Genomic DNA, 20,028 nt, shown 5'->3' on the forward strand with positions numbered 1-20,028 from the left:
TGAGCCATCGAGTCGTGCGCCATCGGCTTTCGTTGTCAGCTGCGCGCGAGGCGGCGTTCGAGCCGTCGCGTCAGGCGCGAGATCGGGTAGCAGAACAGGAAGAACGCCAGCAGCACCGTCAGATAGATCGCGATGGTGAAGTCGTCCCGCCGCACGGCGGTGCTGGCATCGGTCGCGGCGTGAAGCAACTCGTGGACGCCGACCAGCGAGGCCAACGCCGTGCTCATGGTGATCGAGGCGTAGAGGTTCATCCAGGGCGGCAGCGCCCGGCGCAGGCACTGGGGCAGGATGATCCAGCGCAGGGTCTGTCCCCGCGACAGGCCGATGCCTTTGGCGGCGTCCCACTGGGTCGTCGGGACCGACAGGATCGCGCCGCGGGCGATCTCGGCCACGTAGGCGGCGGCCGGAATGGCGAGGCCGAGCACCGCCTTCAGCCAATCGGGGAACGGCAGGTAATGGCCGGCCACCACGATCTCGAAGGGGAAGATGTAGGTTGTGGCGAAGATCAGCACGAGGTGCGGCGCGTTGCGGAACACCTGCACGTAGGCCACGGCCGGCGCGCGCACGATCCGCGTGGCGGACAGTTCCATCGCGCCGAGTGCGACCCCGCCCAGCGTGCCCAGCGTCATGGCGAGCACGCTGATCAGGACGTTCATGGCGAAGCCCGAGGCGAGGTAGGGCAGCCAGTCGAGGAGGTCGCGCGTCAGCCGCGCATCGAGGAGCCACCACAGGAGGAGGGCGCCGCAGGCGGCGGCGAGCCACGGCCAGGCCACGCGGAGGGCCCCGCGGGCGGGCAGCGCGGCGGTACTCACGCGCCGTATCCCGGCACGGCGAGGCGGCGCTCCACGAGGCGGCCGATCCGCGACACGGTCAGGTTGATGAGGCCGAAGAACAGAAGGATCCCGATCATCAGCTCGAGGACGTTGTCGCGCTGCGTCCAGATCATGATCGACGCGTAGGTCACCTCGCCGACCGCGATCGCGGAGCCGATCGTGGTCAGCTTCACGAGGTTGACGAGGTTGTTCACCAAAGCCGGCAAGGCCGTGCGCAACGCCAGCGGCAGCGTCACGAAGCGCAGGATCTCCAATCTTGAAAAGCCGGTTGCCTGCGCGGCCTCGACCAGGGGCGCCGGCACGGCCTCGATACCGCCGCGCAGGGCCTCCGCGTGGAAGGCCGCGACGTGCAGGCCCGTCACCGCCACCACCCAGAAGACGGGCGAGAACGGGTTGTGGGCCGCCCCGCCCAGCCCCCGGGACAGGAGCATGTTCAGAGCGAAGAACGCGAACATGAGCTGCACGAGCGTCGGCGTGTTGCGCGTCAACTCCACATAGGCCCGCACCGGCCCGGCGAGCCACGGGCGACCGGAGGTCAGGGCCGCCGCGAAGGCGATCCCGGCGGCGAGGCTCAGCGGGATCGCCAGGACGACGAGCAGCAGCGTCGTGCCCATCCCGGCGAGCCACGACCGGACCTCGGTGCCGCTCAGCAGGAAATCGTAGTGCAGGCCCACTGAACCCGCGAGGGCGATGAACCGCTGCAGGGCCGCGTCGATCATGCGGACCGCGTCCGACTCACGGCTTGGCCTGCCCGGCGAACTTGCGCTGCTCCGCCTCGAGGAAGGTCGGATCGACCAGCCGGTTGGCCTTGGCCATGTCCAGCATGGCCCCCGAGCCGTGCAGGTCGCGCACGGCGGCGTCGAGAGCCGCCGCGGTGTCGCGCTCGCCCTTACGCAGCCAGATCACGGAATCGGCCGGATCCAGCTCGGTCGGGATGACGATGGCGTAGTCCTTCCAGTCGTCCGGGCGGTCGGCGAGCAGGAGCTTGAGCGTCGGCGCCACGTGGACCGCGACCACGCAGTTGCCGCCCTGGAGCGCCAGCATCGATTCCGGCTGGCTCGGGATCCCCTTCACCACGGCACCGTAGATGTCGGCGAGCGGCTGCGCGTAGTTCGAGCCCTGCGAGATGCAGACCGGCTTGCCCTTGAGGTCCGCCCAGTCGTGGATGCCGCTGTCCTTGCGCCCCAGCGCGGCGCCCCCGGCTCGGTCGTAGGGGGGCGGCACGTGGTCGAGGATCTTCGCGCGGTCCTCCGTGTACTGCATGTTGGCGATCAGGATATCGACCTTGCCCTGCTGCAGGAACTGCACGCGGTTGGGCGGCGTGACGGTGACGAGCTCGACCTTCACGCCGAGCTTCTCGGCCAGCGCCCGGCCGAGGTCGATGTTGAACCCCTTCTCGGCGCGGGTCTGCGGGTCGATGTATCCGAACGGGGCCCCCGACAGGATGATGCCGACCGTGAGCTTCTGCCGCCCCTTGATCCGGTCGAGGGTGGCGTCCGCACGGGCCGCATCCGCCGCCAGCAGCCCGAGGGCCGCCAGGGCCAGCGCACCGGGGCGGCACGTCGACCAAAACTTCAACACGATGCGCACCATGACGGCTCCGGTTCTCTGCGCGGGGCGGATCCCTCCATACGGGGCCTTGGGATGCGCGGAAAGCCGCGTCGGCCTCGGAGGACAGCGGGGAGGCGGGCTTCACGTCGGAGATGCTCAGGTCCGCCTTCTCGAGGGCCGCGACAATGCCGGCAGCACCGCTGCGCGGGAACGATCCTTGCCAGCCGCGACTGCCGGGCTCGCGCCGAGCCGCATCGGGGACGGGCTGGGATGATAAACACGCGGCAGACGGTCAGGCTCGGGATGCTGACGCCGTCCTCGAACAGCGTCCTCGAACCGATGACGGCCCGCCTGCTGGCCGGGCAACCGGGGATCACCGCCCATTTCGCGCGCCTGCGCGTGACGCAGATCGGGCTATCGACGGCCGCGCTCGGCCAATTCGATCAGGCGCCGATGCTGGCTGCCTCGGAGCTGCTTGCGGATGCCCGGGTCGCCGCGATCCTATGGAATGGCACGGCGGGGGCTTGGCTCGGCTTCGAGAACGATATGGCCCTGTCTGCGGCGATCACGCAGCGGACCGGCCTGCCGGCATCGACTTCGGCGCTCGCCTTCCGCGACCTGTTCCGGCGGCGCGGGATTGAACGCGTCGGATTGGTGACGCCCTATACGGGGGACGTCCAGGCGCGCATCCAGGCGAACTGGCAGGCCGACGGGCTCGACTGCTCGGCCGAGCGGCACCTTGGCCTGTCGGAGAACTTCTCGTTCGCTGAGGCCGATGAGGCCGAGATCGCCGGGATGGTCCGCGCCGTGGCGGCCGAGGGTGCCGAGGCGGCCGCCATCGTGTGTACCAACCTTGCGGGCGCCGCCCTCGCGCCCGCTCTTGAAGACGAGCTCGGGATCCCGGTCTACGATTCGGTGACGGTCAGTCTGTGGAAGGCGATGGATCTCGCCGGGCTGGACACGGCAGCGATCACCGGATGGGGCAGCGTGTTCGCGACGCCCTGAAAGGCTCGATTCAGGTGTCGTCCCGCTCGATCCAGCGCCGCAGGGCCGGTGCCAGCCCGGTCGCGGGCTTGGCCGGGGGCCGGGCGAAGCGGCCCACGCGCGGCGGACGTGCCCCGAGCCGGACCAGCGCCTGCGCCTGACCGAGGGCGGCCGCCAACGGATCGACCAGCGGCACCGGCACCGTTTCGCCGATGCGTGCTGCGAGGCCGGTCAGCGGGGCGCCGGCGAGGATCACAGCGTCGGCGCCGTCCTCGGCGACGACCCGGTTGGCCAGGGCGCCGATCTCCGCCTCCAGTTCGTGCTGCACCTCCGTGACCGAGCGGAAGGCCGCCGAGACCGCCCGGACACAGGCGCAGCGCGCCGAAAGGCCCGAGAGGGCAACCGCATCCTCGTACCAGGGCAGCAAAGTGCCCGAGAAGGTCACGATGCCGAAGCGTTGACCGAGCTGGCAGGCGGTCAGCAGCGACGCCTCGGCCATGCCGACGATGGGCAGGTCGAACAGCTCCCGCGCCGCGATCAACCCAGGATCGCCGAAGGCCGCGATGACGGCGGCGTCGAAGCCCGCTTGGTGCTCCGCCAGGGCTTCCAGCACCGCGGCCCCCGCGAGCTGCGCCTCCGCGCGACTCGCGATGTAGGGCAGGCCCCGGGCGGCCGTCAGCGCTGTGAGCGTCACGTCCGGAGCAAGCGCGGCCGCGGCGGCCTGCTCCATCCGGGCCGTCATGGCGGCCGAGGTGTTCGGATTGAGGAGGAGGAGCCGCACGCCGTCAGACGCGCGAGTTCGGCCGGTAGAACGGTTCGTGCCGCGACGGGTCGATGTAGTCGGCATAGAAGCGTTTCGCGTGCGGCAGCAGGGCCTTGGAGAGCTGGCGCCGCTCGACCTCGTCGTCCGACAGCGCCCGCGACAGGTCGTCATGCAGCGCCTTGAGGGCGGCGTCCTTGTCGACCCGGGTGAAGCGGCCGTCGGCGTACAGCACCTCGCCCTCGCACAGCACCGTGGTGACGCCGCCGGTCTTGGCCCGCTGGATCACCGCGTCGAGAAGCGGCGTCTCCGGATCGAGATACGGATAGGCGATCTGGTCCCAGTCGATCAGGACGAGGTCGGCGCCCTTGCCGACTTCGATCGTGCCGAGGCTGTCGCCGTACGGGGTAGTGCGGGCGCCGCCGACGGTGGCCATGCGCAGCACCTGGGCCATGCTCGGCACGTCGCCCTCGTCCATGCCGGGCACCCGGTGGGCGCGCAGCACGAGGCGCATCTCCTGGAGCATGTCGCGGTCGTCGTTGATGCCCGCCTCGTCGAGGCCGATCGCCGTGTTGATCCCCTTCGCCTCGAACCGGTTGAGCGCCGCCACGCCGGAGCGCAGCCGGAAGTTCGACGAGCAGTTGTGACAGATGCAGGTGCCGGTCGCCGCGACCCGGTCGATGTCGGATTCGTTGAGCCAGACGCCGTGGCCGAGCGTGAGGCGGGGCCCCAGCATGCCGAACCGGTCGAGGTACTCGACCGCGGTGCCGCCGCCGCGCTTCTCCGCGTAGGCCTTCTGGTAGGCGGTCTCCACGAGGTGCATGTGCATCGGCACGTCGTAGGATTCGGACAGACCGGCGAGCCCTTCGAGGGCCGCGTCGGAGCACCAGTGCAGGTTGGCCGGCGCGAGCTGGATCCTGGCCCGCGAGGCCCCGGCCTGGCCGGAATGCAGGCTGCGGAACAGCGAGAAATTGTCCTCCAGGGACATCTGGAAGCGCTCGAACCAGCGCTTCATCGGGTCCTGCAGCGCCGCCGGGAGGCTCGCCACGAAATCCATGTCGGCTTGGTATACGAGGCGGTTCTGGTCGCGGACCGCGAAGCAGTACGAGACCCGCATGCCGATGTCGCGATAGGCGCGCAGCACCTCGTTGGAGCGCGCCTCGACTTCCTCCAGGCTGCCGGGCATCCAGCCGTGGATGTGCTGGACCGTGGTGATCCCGGAGCCGACCATCTCGAAGGCCGAGTACAGGGTGTCGAGATAAAGGTTCAGGTTGCGCGCCACCATGCGGGTGACGAACCACAGCTCCAGCGGCATGTCGGGCGAGCCGAGCTGCACCGGCGTCAGGCCGACATGGTGGTGGCCGTTGACGAAGCCCGGCAGCAGGATCTCGCGGCCGGAGCCGATCACGGGAGCGTCGGGGTAGCGGGCGTGCAGGTCCGCGTAGGTGCCGAGGGCCTCGATGAGCCCGTCCTTCTGCAGCACCGCGCCGTCGGCGATCTCCTCCCAGCGATCGTGGTCGAGGGTACGGGTGATCATCCGCCGGCTGCGGATCAGCGATGTGGTCATGGTCGTGTCCGTGTTGGGGGAGGAGTCAGACGAGCGCTTCCTGCTCGGCGAAGGCCCGGTCGACCTCGTCGCGCAGGAGTTCCGTCAGATGCCGCCGCATCGCCTCGGCCTCGGGGGAGAACGGGTCGCGCGGGCGGGCGAGGTCGTTGCGGACGATCGTCTTGATCCGCCCGGGGCGGGCGGTGAACACCACCACCCGGTCGGCGAGCGCCACCGCCTCGTCGATGTGGTGGGTCACGAACAGCACAGAGGCGCCGCTGTCGCGCCAGACGTCGAGCAGGAAGTCCTGCATCTTCTGGCGGGTCTGGACGTCGAGCGCCGCGAAGGGCTCGTCCATCAGCAGGACCTTCGGGCGCATGGCCAGCGCCCGGGCCACCGCCACCCGCTGGCGCATGCCGCCGGACAATTCGTCCGGCCGCTTGTCGAAGGCCTCGGCCAGGCCGACGCGCTGGAGTGCGGCCCGGGCGATGCTCCGCCGCTCGGCCTCCGGCAAACCCTTCAGCGACAGGCCGAAGCCGACGTTCTGCCAGACGCTGAGCCAGGGCAGCAGCGAGGTCTCCTGGAAGATCAGGCTGCGCTCGGGCGAGGGGCCGGTGACCGGGGCGCCGAAGGCCAGGAGCTCGCCCCCGGAGGCGGCCTCGAGCCCGGCGATCAGGTAGAGCAGCGTGCTCTTCCCGCAGCCCGACGGGCCGAGGAACACCACGAACTCGCCGGGCTTCACGGTGAGGTCGATGTCGCGCAGCGCCTCGTGCGCGCGGGCGGTGCCGGCCGCCCAGACCTTGGCGACGCCTCGGCAGGAGACGGCGTCGTCGGAGGCGGGATCGGAGGCCAGGAAATCAGAGACCAAGGGAGGACCCCGCATCGCGCGGCAGCCAGTAGAGCATCCGCCGCTGCACCACCCGGAACAGCAGGTCGAAGGCGAAGCCGAGCAGGCCGATCAGCGTGATGGTGAAGAAGACGAGCGACGGGTTGAAGGTGTTGCGCGCCAGCATGATCACCTGGCCGAGCCCGTAGCCGACGCCGGTCGCCTCGGCGACGAGCACCACCATCCAGGCGCCGAACAGGTTGAGGCGCAGCACGGCGAGCAGCCCCGGCAGGATCGCCGGTACGATCACCCGCGCGTAGATCTGGCGTTTCGACGCCCCCATGGTGCGGGCGACGTTGATGTAGTTCCGGTTGACCCCGTCGATCTGGTGGATGGTCGAGAGGACCATCGTGAAGAACAGGGCGATGAACACCATGAAGATCGCTGGAGCGTTGCCGATCCCGAACATGAAGATCGCCACTGGCAGCCATGCGATCGGCGAGACCGGCGCCAGGAGCGTGATGGTCGGCAGGGTCAGCCGCTCGAACAGCACGACGTAGCGGATCGCGACGCCGACCAGGATCGACAGGGTCGCGGCCAGGGCGAGGCCCGCCAGCACCCGGCCGGTTGAGGCGAGCACCGTGATCAGCACCGCCATGGCCGGGCTCGGGCCGGCATTCATGCCGGTGCCGATCTGCCAGCGCTGGGCGGTGTTGAAGAAGCGCGCCTGCTCGGCGAGGTTGCCGAGGAAGATGTGCGGCGGCGGCAGCAGCTTGGCATCGGCGATGCCGAAGGCCCAGAGCAATTCCCAGAGGCCGGCAAAGCAGCCGACCGAGACCAGCATCCAGCCGGTCCGCTGCAGGAGCGGGACGAAGCCATCGGGCAGCGCGAGGCGCTGACCGAACGGGAGGCGCGGCCGGACGTGCGGGACGGCGGCGGCGCGGGCGAGATCGACTGCCATCCGCTCAGGCCGACTTCAGCTTGAGCTTGCCGTAGAGATCCGGGTTCTCGGCGATGACCTGCTCCAGCAGGGTCCAGTCGATCGCGTCGCGGCCGGGCTTCTTCTTGATGTAGCCCATCTCGGCGACGGAATCGGTCCGGTCGAGGATGAACTGCGTCTGGTTGCGGGCGTCCACCACCGAGGGCTGCCGGCCCATGGCGAGCTGGGCGTTGCTCATCGAAGTCTTGTAGTAGGAGCCGACCAGCGTGTTCAGGGCGGTCTGCGGGTCGCTCTCGGCCAGGGCCTGGGCCTTCATCATGCCCTTGATCATGGCTTTGACGGCGCCCGGATTCTTGGCGATCAGTTCGTTGCGGACCGCCAGCACGCAGTCGGTGTAGCCCTTGCCGTAGATGTCGGTGCCGTCGGAGAGTTTGACCGCGCCCTTCACATCGGTGAGCAGCGCCGTGCCGTAGGGCTCGATCGTCGAGATGATGTCGAGGGCGCCGGCCCGGAACGCCTCCACGGCCTCCGGGGTCGAGCCCATGTAGCGGACCGTGATGTCCTTGAAGGCGACGCCGTTCTTCTTCAGCCAGTCGTAGGGCAGCACCTCCAGCGTATCGAGCTGGAAGGTGCCGAGCGTCTTGCCCTTGAGCTTCTCGGGGCTGTCGAGGCCCGGCTGGGCCACGAGCACGCAGCCCTCGATGCCGCCGCCCGCCACGATCTTGACCGGGGCGCCCGCGTCGTAGAGCGCCATGAAGCTCGTATAGGGCATCACGCCGGCATCGACCTGACCCATGCCGAGGAAGGTGACCTGATCCGAGAAGGTCGGGGTGTTGACGAAGTCGATGGTCAGCCCGTCATCCTTGGCGAGCTGCATCGCCTCGGCCAGGAAGAAGTTCAGGTTGCAGAAGCCGGTCCCGTGGGTGGCCCGGATGCCGGTGGCGGCCGCAGCCCGGCCGGTCATGCCGGGCCCCACCGCGACCGTGAGGGCGGCGGCGGTGCCGCCGAGGAAGCGTCTGCGGCTGGGCTTGAACCGCGAGAAGTCGGGCGAAAAGTCGGGAACGCGGTACTCGCCGTGACGGTCGCACATATCGGCTCTCCTCAGGAGGCGGATGTCGGGGGCATTCAGGCGATGCGTGCCGGCGCTCGGCCGTGCGCGCGGAGATGCTCGGCTCGGACAGAGGTGAGGGCGGTCGATGCGATCCGGATCACCCGGCACCTCGCGGTTTCGACGGCACGCCAACCTTTACTCGCCGCCCGGGAGCGACGCTGCGCTGGTGAGATACTCACAAGAAGCGTGCCAACCGCGCCGCCACCTTCGGTCAGCGGCCTTCGCGGGCCGGAGCCTCACGGTCTATTGAGGGGCCGTGCTTGCCCGCTACGGGGCGGGACAAGCCCCGTCCTGTCGGAGCTTGACGACTCACGGCGCGTGTTCGGTAACTCCGCCGCAGGATGCGCTGTCGGTCCCTCGTCCCGGGTTGGCCTGTACGACAGGTGGGATTTTGCGTTGTCGTGGTGGCTTTGGTCCGCGATGACGATGACGGGCGCAAATTGGCTGCCGGGCCGGAACGAGCCGCATCGGCGGGCTGAGGCCTGCCTACGCGGCCTGCTGGCGCTGATGAGACTTGGGTGCGCGCGTCCGATGCGTCGTGGCGCGCTGTCCGATCCGGTGCGCATCGCCGGTCAGCGCTGGACCATCGAAAGCAACGTCGGCCACGCCAAGGGCGAGGTTGGGCCCGACCGGTACGCGGCACATTCCGACATCGGCTGGCACCGACCCGCCGCCCTTGCGATGCTTGCCCAGGCCTACCGCGCCGCCGCCGCGTCCAACGGGACGGCGAGCGCCTCGTCCATGTGCAGGGATCCACGCATACACAGTTTCCCGGTTCGGCCGCCACGGGCCCACGCCTCGGGCAAGGGCGAGCAGGACGCGGACCGTCTTCAGCCGCGCCGGCGGAACACCGCGCTCACGGATCGGGCGACGGATCCTCTTCAACCAATGCGATCGAGGCCGCGATCAGGCCGTCGTGCGGTCCCACGTGGGCGACGAAGCGTGCACGGGACCAAAGTTCGACGCGGTCTCCGTCGCTCAGATGAAAGGCGCATTCCACCGCTTCCGCGTCAGTGGCGGCCTCGATTGGTATGGTCGAGCTGACGCTGCCATCCGGCGCGAACCGGTAGGCCCGGTAAGGTGTGAGCGCGCAGGACGAACGGCGACCGGCTGGAAAGCTAACGACATCTGCCATTCGCGTGCCCGTTCGCTACCGTCGAGACCACGAGTTCGAAGCGGCTCGAGATCGAGGCACGAGATCCGCAACCTCGACATCCTGCGCCTCTGCGCGCCGCAAAGATAGCTGCGATGATGCGGCAACCGGGACGAACGTCGGCAACCCTGTCAAGGCGCTTGCGGTCATCCGCTATGGGTGAACCGATCTGAGCATTGCATGGAACGGTCAGCCGCCGTAGGTGGTTCGAACGGAACGGCACGCCGCGTTGGCGTGCTGGCGACTAGGGTTACCGCTATGGCTACCGGTACTGTTAAGTGGTTCAACGAGACCAAGGGCTACGGCTTCATCCAGCCGGACGACGGGGGCAAGGACGTGTTCGTCCACATCTCTGCTGTGGAGCGCGCCGGGATGCGCAATCTGATCGAGGGTCAGAAGATCGACTACGACGTCGAGGCTGACCGGCGTAGCGGCAAGGAGAGCGCCGCCAATCTGAAGAGCGCCTGAGCCTTCGACTGCCGGGATGGGGCGTGCGCCTCATCCCGCTTGGTCCGATCGGATCTCCCATCCGCGTTGCGAGCCGCGTTGCGTATCGGCTCGCGCCGCAGATGGTGACGAAGCGCCTCGACACCGCTCGCCGCTGATGTCACCGGCGAGCGGTGTCGAGGCCAGGGTTGACCAGGGTAGCATTGCCGTCCGAAATCTTCCAGACCGGTAGCGATCCCTCACGAACGAACATCGCGAACGCCTCGGCTACGTCCCATCGGTCGAAGGCTTGAACCCCGTCCACGGCGCGGCCCACGATACAGGCTGCCTCGGAAGCATCCACGACGGGGGGGCGGCTCTCCAACGAGAATATCACGCCTGATCGATCTGGCCTCAGCGCGGCTGGCAGCGCTTCGATCCGGCGCCAGAGGCAATACCACCGGGCGCAGACCTCCGGGCGCTCAGGGTAGATACCGCATCCTGTCCCGGTGTTGTGACGGCACAGGATTCCCGCGGGCTTGCCGAGAACCTGGATCTCCAAGACATGACAACACTGCGTGCAGGAGCCGCATGATCGATCCGGAGGCGTGGCCGATCTCGGTGGTGCGGTACGTCTGCCGGTGTGGTCGTGTGTTTCGCGCGTGATCGGCGTGCTCTTACTGTCTCGTTGTCGTGTTTCGCGGTGAACGGCGTCCATAGCGCGGTGGTGCCCAGCGCGCCGGCTGAGGAGCATCGCGTGACCCTCGCTCTACGAAGGCGCGTGTCTCGGAGCAGATCAGAGCGGACTTGATCGGCGCCCGCAATCAGGCGGACGCCGCCGGAGACAGGACCTCAAGCTTTCTGCTGCGGCCTGTTGGTCTTGAAATTTCTGGCCTTCGGCTCGGGCTTGAGAACCTCGGGCTTGTTGGCCAGAAGTAGCTTCACGCGCTCGTTGAAGTCCTCGGGCGTAACGGCCTGCGCTTTGCCGGTCGTGAATTCGCGTGCCATGCTGGTCTCCGCTTCGTCGCCCAGGGCACGGGATTGCGCGGAGGGATTGTAAGGCTATGCGCCTTCTGGAGCCAGAACACCACCGCTGCTCGTGAATCTGACGGAGAACTCCTGAACACGACAGCGCATATCGTGTAGAGCGTGGCTCTAGATCGAGACCTTGGAGCCGGTCCCGGTCGGCGGTTAGTCGTGGTATTTCCGTCCGTAATGGATGCCGAGTCTCGAGAGCAGAACGGGCGGCATTCAGCGAAAGCGGACGACGGCTGGCGCCTCTCCGACGAAGTGGGGAGGCGGATGGAACCGCTTTACGCCCTGGCTGCCGCACCCCCTTAGATGCCACAACCCGCCCATTCCAGACTGTATGGCGATGGACGCGATCGTCTTCTTGTTTCGCGCTGCCTGACAGTGGAACGCGCGCCATGCGATCGTGATCTGCACCTCGTCGCCGTCTCATCGCCGGCCGCAGGCGTGGACGAAAGCGGGGGTATTCGCGGCGTTCTGGCGTAAGAGGTTGCTGGCTGACGAGGTGTTGATCGGCATTGGCCGGACCCGTCTATCTCTCGTTGGAGCGCTGGGCGAACGCCGCTGCGTTTGGGAGACTGGGCTCAACCGACCAATCTGGGTTAGCGCTCGTCCAAAGGCGCGAGGCGCCGGTGGGGCTGGCGGTCGCCAACATCGACAACAACGATCACCTGCCGCTGCACGAGACGCTCGAAGCGGTCTCAAGTGTCCCGACCGGATCCGGGCGCCCTCGCGCCGCAGTATCTGCGCCTCGACGGAGGCTACGCCTGAGCTGGCTCGCGCGGGATGGCGGCACAGTACGGTTTCGTACCGCGCCTGCGGCGGCGCTGCGAGGAAGTCAAGGCGAAGCGAGACCTGGGTAAGCGAGCCCGGTGCTGGGTCGTTAAGTGCTGCCATGCATGCATCGACCGCTTCCGCGCGGTCCTAAAATCTGCTGGCCTCAGAAGCCGGACAGCACCCGGGATTTGCTCCACTTCGCAGTCGCCATCATTGCATGGTGTTACGCCCGCGCGATAATTTTTCAGACCCAAATACCGTGTGTTCACATAATAAAAATTATTGTACTTGGAGAATAGTATTGAACTTATTGGCTTTTATATACGATTAATACAATAAGATTTATGCGACATCCGCGCGGGCGCCCGCGGATTGCACAGTGGCAATCGGGGAGGGCGCATGCGCTTGTTGTAGCGCCCTCCCCTCCCCCTAACATTACATTTGCGTTTTGTTGAGGTTCTGTCTCGCTGCCGCACCATGATTCGCGCATCATGGACGTCTGTTTGGTTCCGGCCATATTCATTTCGCTAAAGCCGACCAGCTCGCGCTCGACCGCGTCCATTGTGCTTGCTCACCGATGATGGAAAGACCCGTCGCATCGGGACCTGAGACTCGGCTAATTAAGTATTGAGGAACAATGTCTGCTTTAATGCTTTCTTGCAATTGCCAGATTAACGTCCAATTAATGGTAATCGTGATTATAGCGGAGAAGTACATCGTCAATTTATTGCTAGAATACTTGGCGCTCGTTCGCTGCGGATGGGTTCATGATGCTCATGCGTTCGGAACGGCGTGGCGGTTGTAGCCGTCGGGCGTTCGCGCACGGCGTTGGCCTGAACTGCTCCCTCTTCGCCGATGCCGGTCTTCGGACCGGCAGGGGACGCCGCCCGGCCGACCGGAACCTCCCCGCCACCCTGTGCGTAGACCGGCTATCTGGTCCTCAGCACGAACCACCTCAAACCGCCCGGCCCCGGCCGTGGCGGTTTTTTTTCGAGCCGCGCTTCGGAAGCTCAGCCATGCGCCCGATGCGCTGGTATACCAAGCCGAGCCGCCGTAGGGTAACCGTCTCCTCCCAAGGACTCCTTCAGCCCCGCCGGCTTAGCCGCGCGGGGCTTTTTCACCCTCGATATCGCAGATCGGGACTGGCAGCTCACCGCCCTGGTATGGCCCAGTGACGCTCGCCCGTCTCGCAGATCGAAATGGGCTGAGCAGCTGAGCTTCGGTTCGGCAATGACTCAGCCGTGCGGCAGCGGCCTGTCAGACCTCCCGCCCATCCAGTCAGGGCCAGATCGAACACCTGTCCGAGCACACCTCATCGTGCAAATGTCTCGCTACGACGACGTGGGCGGCGATCCGCGCGCACGACCTACCCTTCAACGAGCGCAACGGCGCCGACGCGCATCGGCTCGGCTGGAGCGTGCAAGAGTTCTTCAGCGTGCACCCATAGAATGGGACCCCGCGCAAGAATGTCTGCCGCGTTCTGATGCTTGGCTTGGGTGCGGTCGATGCCGCCGATGCCGATCGCATCGCCTTCACCAAGGCGGCCGGCTACCGGTTCGTGAAAGGGTCTAACACCCGGTATCCCGGCCTGGGAGTTCGCGACGAACAGCACGCGAGCCTGCATTGGTCCTGCATTGGGAAAGACTATGAGTGCGTTGCCGGTATAAATATATCTCATCGGAAGGATCATTTCTGGGCTTGCAGCGTCGAATTTGTTTTGTTACCGCACGGCTTACAATAAAGAAGAAGAGATGTCTTAAGATGGGCTCATCGGGCGGACCGACGGGATCGCATCGCGAGACCAAGTGCACCGAGCCCCGCCTATTGTGAGCGATCACCAGAATACTTGATTGGCCGTTGTGCGTGATAGGCGCCGGTTGCTGCTTCGATCTCGTCCCCCGAGACCTCGGATCAGCGGCGCAGTTCGTCGACGCTAGTGCATCGATCCAGACGGAGGCGTCAGCCGAGCCTGGAAAAATCGATGCAAAACCAAAGAACTCGTGCTCACTCGCATGAACGAAGTGAATGCGTCAGAGCACTAGGGATGTCTTTAGCCACGGCGTTCGATCATCGCGATGCCTCTGCATCGTCAATCGCCTGACCCTGCTGCGATATGTGATTACGGTCGCAGCCCTGCCGAGCGCGGCTGGAATCAGCGTAGCTGGAGCGCACGCACCCGTTTCGGTTACAAGAGCTTGACAGAGGCACAACCACCTAAGTAACGTTTCCACAGTGTTAACAGTCAGGAATTCGCGCCTTAATATGCTCACTGCTTGGCGCATTGCGAATAAAATAGGCGATATGACAGATGTGACGAAATATTAGGATCGATTTCCAGCGCGCTTGAATGACCGATCCGTTTTGAGCTCGTGGATGCCTCCGCAATTTTATAACAGTTGGCGCGTTGCTATCACTACAAGTACCAGCATAAGTATTCAGCTATTTGCCCGTCGGCTACGTACGCGACCAAATATTGCTTTGAAAATAAAAATTTGTTTGACTATGTGTTTAATACCGCAGTATATTAATAATAATCAACCTAAGCCCTGTTCTCGGTTAAAAAGGTGCGTTCTATTGCGTCGAGCTTAAATGATTGAAGCTCGGGGAGATTTGAAGTCAATATGTCTGACTAGAAAGGTCATAGCTAATGGATAGACCATTCAGCTCTTCGAGCCCATGGAATACGCCGATCGGAACTGGGGCCCAGTTTCAGTCAAGAACCGATACGGAAACTGCCGCCGTCGAACATGGGCCCGGAACAGTAACGTGGGTCTACGATAACGCTGTTACGATTTATCAGGCCAAAAGCACCGATCCGCTTGCGACTTGGTCATACACCTCCCACGAGCCAAACGCCACTTGGCAATACGGCCCCTCGGGAAGCGGATCTTTCCAAACACAAACACCGTCGGATCTCCAACTGGTGAGTGAGGGCAATACCATCCTGAAATCCGTGGATGGTCTGCATTTCATCGAAACCTGGGGCGGCTCGAAAGCCTCCGACGGCAGCTATCATGCAGCCTATATCGTTGAAAATTCTCTCGACGGATCGGGCATCAGCCTCCCGGGAGAGCACGATGGGACTCGCTCTGGCGGTACGTCGCTGCTGGCTGGATTGATCACGCAACAAGACCTCAATACGCTCAATATAGACCATGCCGTTGCGTTAGAACTTCCCTACACCATGCTGAAGGCGTCCAGCGATCCATCGCAGCAGTATGTGTGGCCCGCACACTCTGCGGATTCTGGGGGCGCCTCGGTCTATTCGGGAACAGTTCCCATGGGATCGCTGTTTGCAATTCCGAAAGACGTCGATCTCAGCAAGGCAGGGATTTCGACGCCGGAGGGCATGGCGCTCGCGAAGGCTTATCAGACCTACGGTGGCTACGTCTCGGATACGACGGACGCGAAAAGCGTCAATCTGGCCTCTCTGGAGAGCGGGGTTAGCCAGCAGCAAGTCGATAATCTTCGAACCGATATGGGTGCCATTCGTAATCTAGTTCAGCTGGTGACCAACAATTCCGAAACATCAGTCGGCGGCGGGAGCGCGACATCGACGGGTGACGGAAACGCGGCAACAGCAAGCGGTCTGAGCGAGTCAACGACTGCGACGACGAGCGCTCCCAGCTCGATCGGAGGAGTGTCCACCACGGCTACGTCAGCGAATGCGAGTTCGGCTGCACCGTCCTCATCAGCGAATTCGAGCGCTGACAATTCGTCTGCAAGCACCCCGATAGAGACGCGTGCGGACGGCTCGACCTCAGGAACTGCCGGAACGGCCGAGGGCACCACCAACTCGGCGAGCATCGCTCGTCCTGCCGTGGCGGGCTCGACTACAGCTGCGCAACCGCCGGCCGCCAACTCCACGAGCACTTCGGTGACGGGCTCGGCGGCATCTGATCAGCCGGCGGTCGCGAACTCTCAGACCAGTCAAGTGACGGTATCTACGACCGGCACCGATTCGGCTACGCCCGCTGTGGGTATGGCCAACACTTCAAGGACAGCATCTTCGAGTACGTCCGGCTCGTCGAGCGCGTCAGGCACTGCATCCGAGAACGGCGGCTCAACAGTTTCGGCTAACCCCGTCAACGACCAGACAGCTTCCCTGGAGCAACCGAGCATCGCATCCATACGGCCTGTCACCGACAGCACGCATGGGGCTCCCGCGGGCCCATCGGGGATTGGCGCGAGAGAGAACGCCGCAGACCCCGCAATCATAACCGGAACCACAAATCCCGAAAGCACCGTGACAACCGGGGGAACAGCCAGCAGCGCACCGAGCGCGGTCCCCGTTGCATCCAATCCAGCTCCTGAAAACGGCGGCGTCAGCGCGGCGACGAACGTGCAGCCAGCACCGGCATTCGGCCCAAGCGGTTCAGCCAATTCCTCTTTGGCTACAACCAATTCTCATAATCAGAGCACTGACGCGGCAAGCGCATTTGGTCAAAGTCCCGCAGGCGTGCCAAATCCGATCTCTTCTAAAGCCGCACTCGGTTCACAAGACGCTCCAAACACAACGATCAGTACCACAGCATCAACAAACTCTCCGCAGCGGGAAATATCGTCAAATTCCAGCAGGATAGCCAATGAATCTTCCAATATAAATAATCCGTCAATTCAAACATTCAGGGCTTCTGATAAGGAAAAAGAAGCCGCTATGGCAATTGCCAAGAAGGTCGTCCGCTACGAAACGCATCATCCATCACCACCAGGGTGGGCAAATAGAATTTTTGATATGTTACATCAATACTGGTAGAACCAGATTGTTTTACTTGGGTCGATCGAACGGCATAGCGGGAGCGCCGTAGGTTACAGACGGAGCAGCAGCCCTATGAGCCGCAGTTCCTACTGACGGCGAACCTTGCCGGAAGAGACGTTTCCTGATGCGATCGCTTTGATGGCACCTACAGACCGTGCCTATCGCTCCCCGTCTGCATGATGCCAAGCAGCGATCCACCAAAGTCATAAACCTTGTCCAGGGGCCATCCCGACAGCCGACACCCCGCGAGCCCGCGTTGTCGGCCCATCCGCCTCAGCCGCGTAGCTTTGAGCCGTTCCCTTCTGCGCACGCTTTGCGGTGTAGAGCGCCGCATCAGCGTGGTGCAAGAGCACGTCGCGAACGTGTCTGGCCTCTCGGGACCACGCGAGGCCGATCGTTCCCGTCACGCGCGCGATCTGACCCTGCCCCTCCACGACCATTTCAAGATCGTGCTAGAGGCTCTGCACCATTGCATCCAAGCGCGCGCCGTCGCATCCGGCCGCTATCAGGATTGCGAACTCGTCGCCCCCAGCGGCGGCGAAAAGCACCCGGCGGAGCGGGGCGCGCGCAACCGCTCGGCGACGCGAGGCAGAACGTCGTCGCCGGTCGCATGCCCAAGGCGATCGTTCACGCCCTTGAAGCTATCGAGGTCGATCAGGAGGACAGCCACGTCGATGTCGGAAGTCCGCGCCTCATGCAGCCGCGCGTCGAGCACCCGGTTGAATTCGGCGCGATTCGCGAGTTGTGTCAGGTCATCGGTGCAAGCCTGATTGCGAAGACGCTCCTCCAAGCCGTGCCGTTCGGTGATGTCCGGGATCAAGCCGATGAGAGCAGCGGGCTTACCCTCGGCCATCTCGATGTCGCAGGAGCACCGCACCCGCCGGGCATTGCCCTGAGCTGTCACGAAGTCGGCGTCCATCTCGAAGGGCTCGGCCGTTTTCAGAACGCGCTCGACTGCCGCACGGAAGCGGGTGCGATCCGGATCGGGAGAGAAGTTCATGATCTCGCCAACCGGCACACCGGCGCTGATGGGCAGTTCGTGAATGACGAACACGCCGTCCGACCATGAGGTTGTCTGTGTTTTGATATCGTAGCGGTATGAGCCCATGTTGGCCATGCGCTCTGCTTGCTTGAACTGGCGGCGCTCACGCTCCAAGCCCTCGACGGCTATGCGGCGCTCTTCGGCAGCCTCGGCTGCGCGAACGGCCACTGCGCGCGCTTCGATCAGGGCTTCTGCGATGCAGGCCAGCTCTGAGAGCACCTTCAAGTCTGTCGGCGTCGGCGTGCGGGACTGTTCATCGCGGACGCAGAGCGTGCCGATGGTGGTTTTGACGCCATCGGATTGCCGGCCGCGAATCGGCACGCCCGCATAGTAGCGGATGTTCGGGGCCTTTGTGACGAAGGGACCGGCCCCAAAGCGAGGGTCGAGCTTGGCATCCGGCACAATCAGCGGAGCCTCAGTCTCGAATACGATGGGGCAGAACGCCTGGGCGCGTGGGGTCTCAGCCGCCAAGAGGCCACAACGTACCTTGAACCCCTGGCGCTCCGGGTCGATCAGCGTGATCGACGACATGCCTGTGCCGAGCATGGATTGCGCGAGCTTGGCGAGCGCGTCGAACTCGCGCTCTGGCGGCGTATCGAGGAGAGCGATCTCGGTCAGCGCCTGTTGGCGGCGTGCCTCGCTCTATGTGTTCGACATGTTCCCCTGCAGCACGACGCAACCCCCGCGAAAGCCGTGAGGCTGTCCTGGGGGTACGCCGAGAACATTTAATCGAGCGTCAGCACAGTCAGGGATAGTGCGATACTCCGGATCAGGCGATGATGGCGCGGAGCCTCGATCCAGTGTGTCGCCGTCGTGGCGCGCCGCGGCCCTGGTTCGAACACGATCAGGGTGCGGTGACCTCACCGTCGACAACGTCCTCACAAGACGCCCGCTTAGCGCGAACGCGCGCCTAACGCTTCTTGCCCAGCTCGGCCGCGATGTCCTTCGTCATGCGGCCAACCTTGCGATGCGCCGCCGTCAGCTGGTCCTGCGTGACACCCCAGCGCTTCATCCAGAACTCGACGGCCTTGCGCTCTGACAGATCGAGTCTGTCCTTGTCGATGAAGCCACGCTTGTCCTTGAGGCCGGCCATAGGGGGATCCTGTTTGGTTGGTGGGATATCGGTCCGCAAAGACGCTCGAGATGGAGTGGGGAGCACAAGCGCGACATGGCGCGTGTTAAGCGCTTCGCGATCGCGAAATCAGGAATGGTTCAATGGTCTCCGGCAGCGGCTTATCAAACGAACAGAGCGGCTATTCTCCAGCTGCTTTACGTTCGGCTTGATATTTGAGCCACATCGCACGCTCGATTTCAGCCCGCTTGAGACGGTCGGTCTCCTTCTCATGCGTCAGCCATAGGACAACGCCGACCATCGTCGCCAGGACGAGCGGGCCGAGAAAAAGAACAACCATCTGTGCGAGCGTCAGGCTCACGCGCGCAGGGCTCCGAGCAGGCGTCTGGCTACTAGATGTAGTATACCCGCCAGGAGACTCCAACCAACCAGAAGAGCGCTTGCCGTAAGCGCACTAGCGGTGCCCGAGAAGATCGCTACGGACGGAGAGATGCCGCCCACAGCCACGGAGGCGACAGCGACGCCGTTGACCCACATCGCGGTCAGCTTCGCCCGCTCATTGCGGATCAGCTTGGCGTCGTCGGGGCTGAGGGGCGGAATTTCGGTATCGGCCATGACACGGGGCGGCTCGGAGTAACCGAGGGTTGAACAGGGGCTCGATCCGTGAGGTGATTTAGAACAAATCAGGAACAAAATCCAGGGCCGACTTCGCATTATCGCCAGCTTTAGCGCGACCATCCCCAAGCTATCAGCGCGCGGCGTTTGGCAGTTTTGGGCAGCCAAGGGTGCTCAGATGATGAGCGTGCGGCGCTTCATCGATGAGGTTTGGCAGAAACCTCAAGATGCCCAATTCGCGTTGAGGCGACGGCAGCTAGGCCAATCCAAGTTTTTCATGCGCCTCGGCGGGCGTCATCTGCCGAAGGGATTCTTCGGAAAAGCCAAGCTCACGAAGCGCCACGCGCTGGCGGTTCGTAATCATCAACGACACGGCAGGAGACGTCGCAGGCGCGGTACTGTTAGCGTGCAGTTCGGCGTCCTCGGCGTCACCGACACCATCGAGGGCCCCTTCCTCTGCCGTCGCCTGATTAAGGTGTAGCCGAGGGTACTCGTCAGTTCCCGCCATTCACGACCCTCATTGCGTTTTTGCCGACCTATGGTGCAAACCGGATCAGCAACCGGACGGCCGCACGGCCCGGTTTGACCAAGTCGCAGATATGGC

Annotated in this window: 19 protein-coding genes; 4 read left to right on the forward strand and 15 right to left on the reverse strand. The window is 64.5% G+C overall.

The features are described from left to right. Window positions 1-35: 35 nt before the first annotated feature. From MKK63_RS05500 to MKK63_RS05510, 3 genes are read right to left on the reverse strand one after another with little or no spacing between them, the layout of a single operon-like run. Entirely contained in the window at window positions 36-797 is a 762-nt protein-coding gene (locus tag MKK63_RS05500) for an amino acid ABC transporter permease (protein WP_243999667.1), read from the reverse strand. A gap of 11 nt (window positions 798-808) precedes the next feature. Beyond that, the gene (locus MKK63_RS05505; RefSeq protein ID WP_243999465.1) at window positions 809-1,552 is read right to left on the reverse strand and encodes an amino acid ABC transporter permease; all 744 of its coding nucleotides are present in this window, start codon (window positions 1,550-1,552) and stop codon (window positions 809-811) included. A 16-nt stretch (window positions 1,553-1,568) separates the two neighbouring features. After that, window positions 1,569-2,426 (reverse strand): transporter substrate-binding domain-containing protein, encoded by an 858-nt coding sequence (locus MKK63_RS05510; RefSeq protein ID WP_243999467.1) that lies wholly within the window; start codon window positions 2,424-2,426, stop codon window positions 1,569-1,571. 228 nt (window positions 2,427-2,654) lie between these two features. On the opposite strand from MKK63_RS05510, the gene MKK63_RS05515 reads away from it, so the two are divergent. Beyond that, window positions 2,655-3,389, forward strand: coding sequence for an aspartate/glutamate racemase family protein (locus MKK63_RS05515; protein WP_243999469.1), 735 nt, complete (start codon window positions 2,655-2,657; stop codon window positions 3,387-3,389). A gap of 10 nt (window positions 3,390-3,399) precedes the next feature. Here the strand turns inward: MKK63_RS05515 and MKK63_RS05520 are convergent, their stop codons facing one another. From MKK63_RS05520 to MKK63_RS05550, 6 genes are all read right to left on the reverse strand, one after another. After that, window positions 3,400-4,149: an aspartate/glutamate racemase family protein gene (locus tag MKK63_RS05520; protein WP_243999471.1), complete on the reverse strand. Its 750-nt coding sequence runs from the start codon at window positions 4,147-4,149 to the stop codon at window positions 3,400-3,402. Between the two features lie 4 nt (window positions 4,150-4,153). Next, window positions 4,154-5,695 (reverse strand): amidohydrolase family protein, encoded by a 1,542-nt coding sequence (locus MKK63_RS05525; protein WP_243999473.1) that lies wholly within the window; start codon window positions 5,693-5,695, stop codon window positions 4,154-4,156. 25 nt (window positions 5,696-5,720) lie between these two features. After that, a complete protein-coding gene (locus tag MKK63_RS05530; protein ID WP_243999669.1) occupies window positions 5,721-6,527 on the reverse strand; it encodes an ABC transporter ATP-binding protein in 807 nt (268 codons plus the stop codon). Between the two features lie 4 nt (window positions 6,528-6,531). Continuing rightward, entirely contained in the window at window positions 6,532-7,461 is a 930-nt protein-coding gene (locus MKK63_RS05535; protein ID WP_243999474.1) for an ABC transporter permease, read from the reverse strand. Between the two features lie 4 nt (window positions 7,462-7,465). Then, window positions 7,466-8,530: an ABC transporter substrate-binding protein gene (locus MKK63_RS05540; protein WP_243999476.1), complete on the reverse strand. Its 1,065-nt coding sequence runs from the start codon at window positions 8,528-8,530 to the stop codon at window positions 7,466-7,468. An 877-nt stretch (window positions 8,531-9,407) separates the two neighbouring features. Then, window positions 9,408-9,686 carry a hypothetical protein gene (locus tag MKK63_RS05550; RefSeq protein ID WP_243999688.1) on the reverse strand — a complete coding sequence of 93 codons (279 nt, stop codon included), beginning with the start codon at window positions 9,684-9,686 and terminating at the stop codon, window positions 9,408-9,410. Between the two features lie 276 nt (window positions 9,687-9,962). Here MKK63_RS05550 and MKK63_RS05555 point away from each other — a divergent pair, with 276 nt between their 5' ends. Beyond that, window positions 9,963-10,172, forward strand: a complete 210-nt coding sequence (locus MKK63_RS05555) for a cold-shock protein (RefSeq protein ID WP_243916372.1) — start codon at window positions 9,963-9,965, stop codon at window positions 10,170-10,172. 810 nt (window positions 10,173-10,982) lie between these two features. On the opposite strand, the gene MKK63_RS05560 is transcribed toward MKK63_RS05555, so the two are convergent. Continuing rightward, window positions 10,983-11,138 (reverse strand): hypothetical protein, encoded by a 156-nt coding sequence (locus tag MKK63_RS05560; RefSeq protein ID WP_243999478.1) that lies wholly within the window; start codon window positions 11,136-11,138, stop codon window positions 10,983-10,985. Window positions 11,139-13,302: 2,164 nt separating this feature from the next. Then, window positions 13,303-13,626: a hypothetical protein gene (locus MKK63_RS05565; protein WP_243999481.1), complete on the reverse strand. Its 324-nt coding sequence runs from the start codon at window positions 13,624-13,626 to the stop codon at window positions 13,303-13,305. Window positions 13,627-14,583: 957 nt separating this feature from the next. On the opposite strand from MKK63_RS05565, the gene MKK63_RS05570 reads away from it, so the two are divergent. After that, window positions 14,584-16,692, forward strand: a complete 2,109-nt coding sequence (locus MKK63_RS05570) for a hypothetical protein (RefSeq protein WP_243999483.1) — start codon at window positions 14,584-14,586, stop codon at window positions 16,690-16,692. 508 nt (window positions 16,693-17,200) lie between these two features. Here MKK63_RS05570 and MKK63_RS05575 read toward each other — a convergent pair. The 4 genes from MKK63_RS05575 to MKK63_RS05590 all read right to left on the reverse strand — a co-directional run bounded on the left by MKK63_RS05575 (window position 17,201) and on the right by MKK63_RS05590 (window position 19,424). Then, window positions 17,201-18,268: a diguanylate cyclase gene (locus tag MKK63_RS05575; protein WP_279574522.1), complete on the reverse strand. Its 1,068-nt coding sequence runs from the start codon at window positions 18,266-18,268 to the stop codon at window positions 17,201-17,203. Between the two features lie 379 nt (window positions 18,269-18,647). After that, window positions 18,648-18,830: a DUF3606 domain-containing protein gene (locus tag MKK63_RS05580; RefSeq protein ID WP_003600567.1), complete on the reverse strand. Its 183-nt coding sequence runs from the start codon at window positions 18,828-18,830 to the stop codon at window positions 18,648-18,650. A 160-nt stretch (window positions 18,831-18,990) separates the two neighbouring features. Continuing rightward, on the reverse strand, window positions 18,991-19,170 hold the full coding sequence (locus tag MKK63_RS05585; RefSeq protein ID WP_243999485.1) for a hypothetical protein: 180 nt from the start codon (window positions 19,168-19,170) through the stop codon (window positions 18,991-18,993). Continuing rightward, window positions 19,167-19,424 carry a hypothetical protein gene (locus tag MKK63_RS05590; protein WP_053622063.1) on the reverse strand — a complete coding sequence of 86 codons (258 nt, stop codon included), beginning with the start codon at window positions 19,422-19,424 and terminating at the stop codon, window positions 19,167-19,169. Before MKK63_RS05590 ends, MKK63_RS05585 begins: the two co-directional genes overlap by 4 nt. A gap of 187 nt (window positions 19,425-19,611) precedes the next feature. Here MKK63_RS05590 and MKK63_RS05595 point away from each other — a divergent pair, with 187 nt between their 5' ends. Next, the gene (locus MKK63_RS05595) at window positions 19,612-19,905 is read left to right on the forward strand and encodes a hypothetical protein (protein ID WP_243999487.1); all 294 of its coding nucleotides are present in this window, start codon (window positions 19,612-19,614) and stop codon (window positions 19,903-19,905) included. The last annotated feature ends 123 nt before the right edge of the window (window positions 19,906-20,028 follow it).

The organism is Methylobacterium sp. J-088 (assembly GCF_022829295.1).
In the GTDB taxonomy this organism is placed as follows: Bacteria; Pseudomonadota; Alphaproteobacteria; order Rhizobiales; family Beijerinckiaceae; genus Methylobacterium.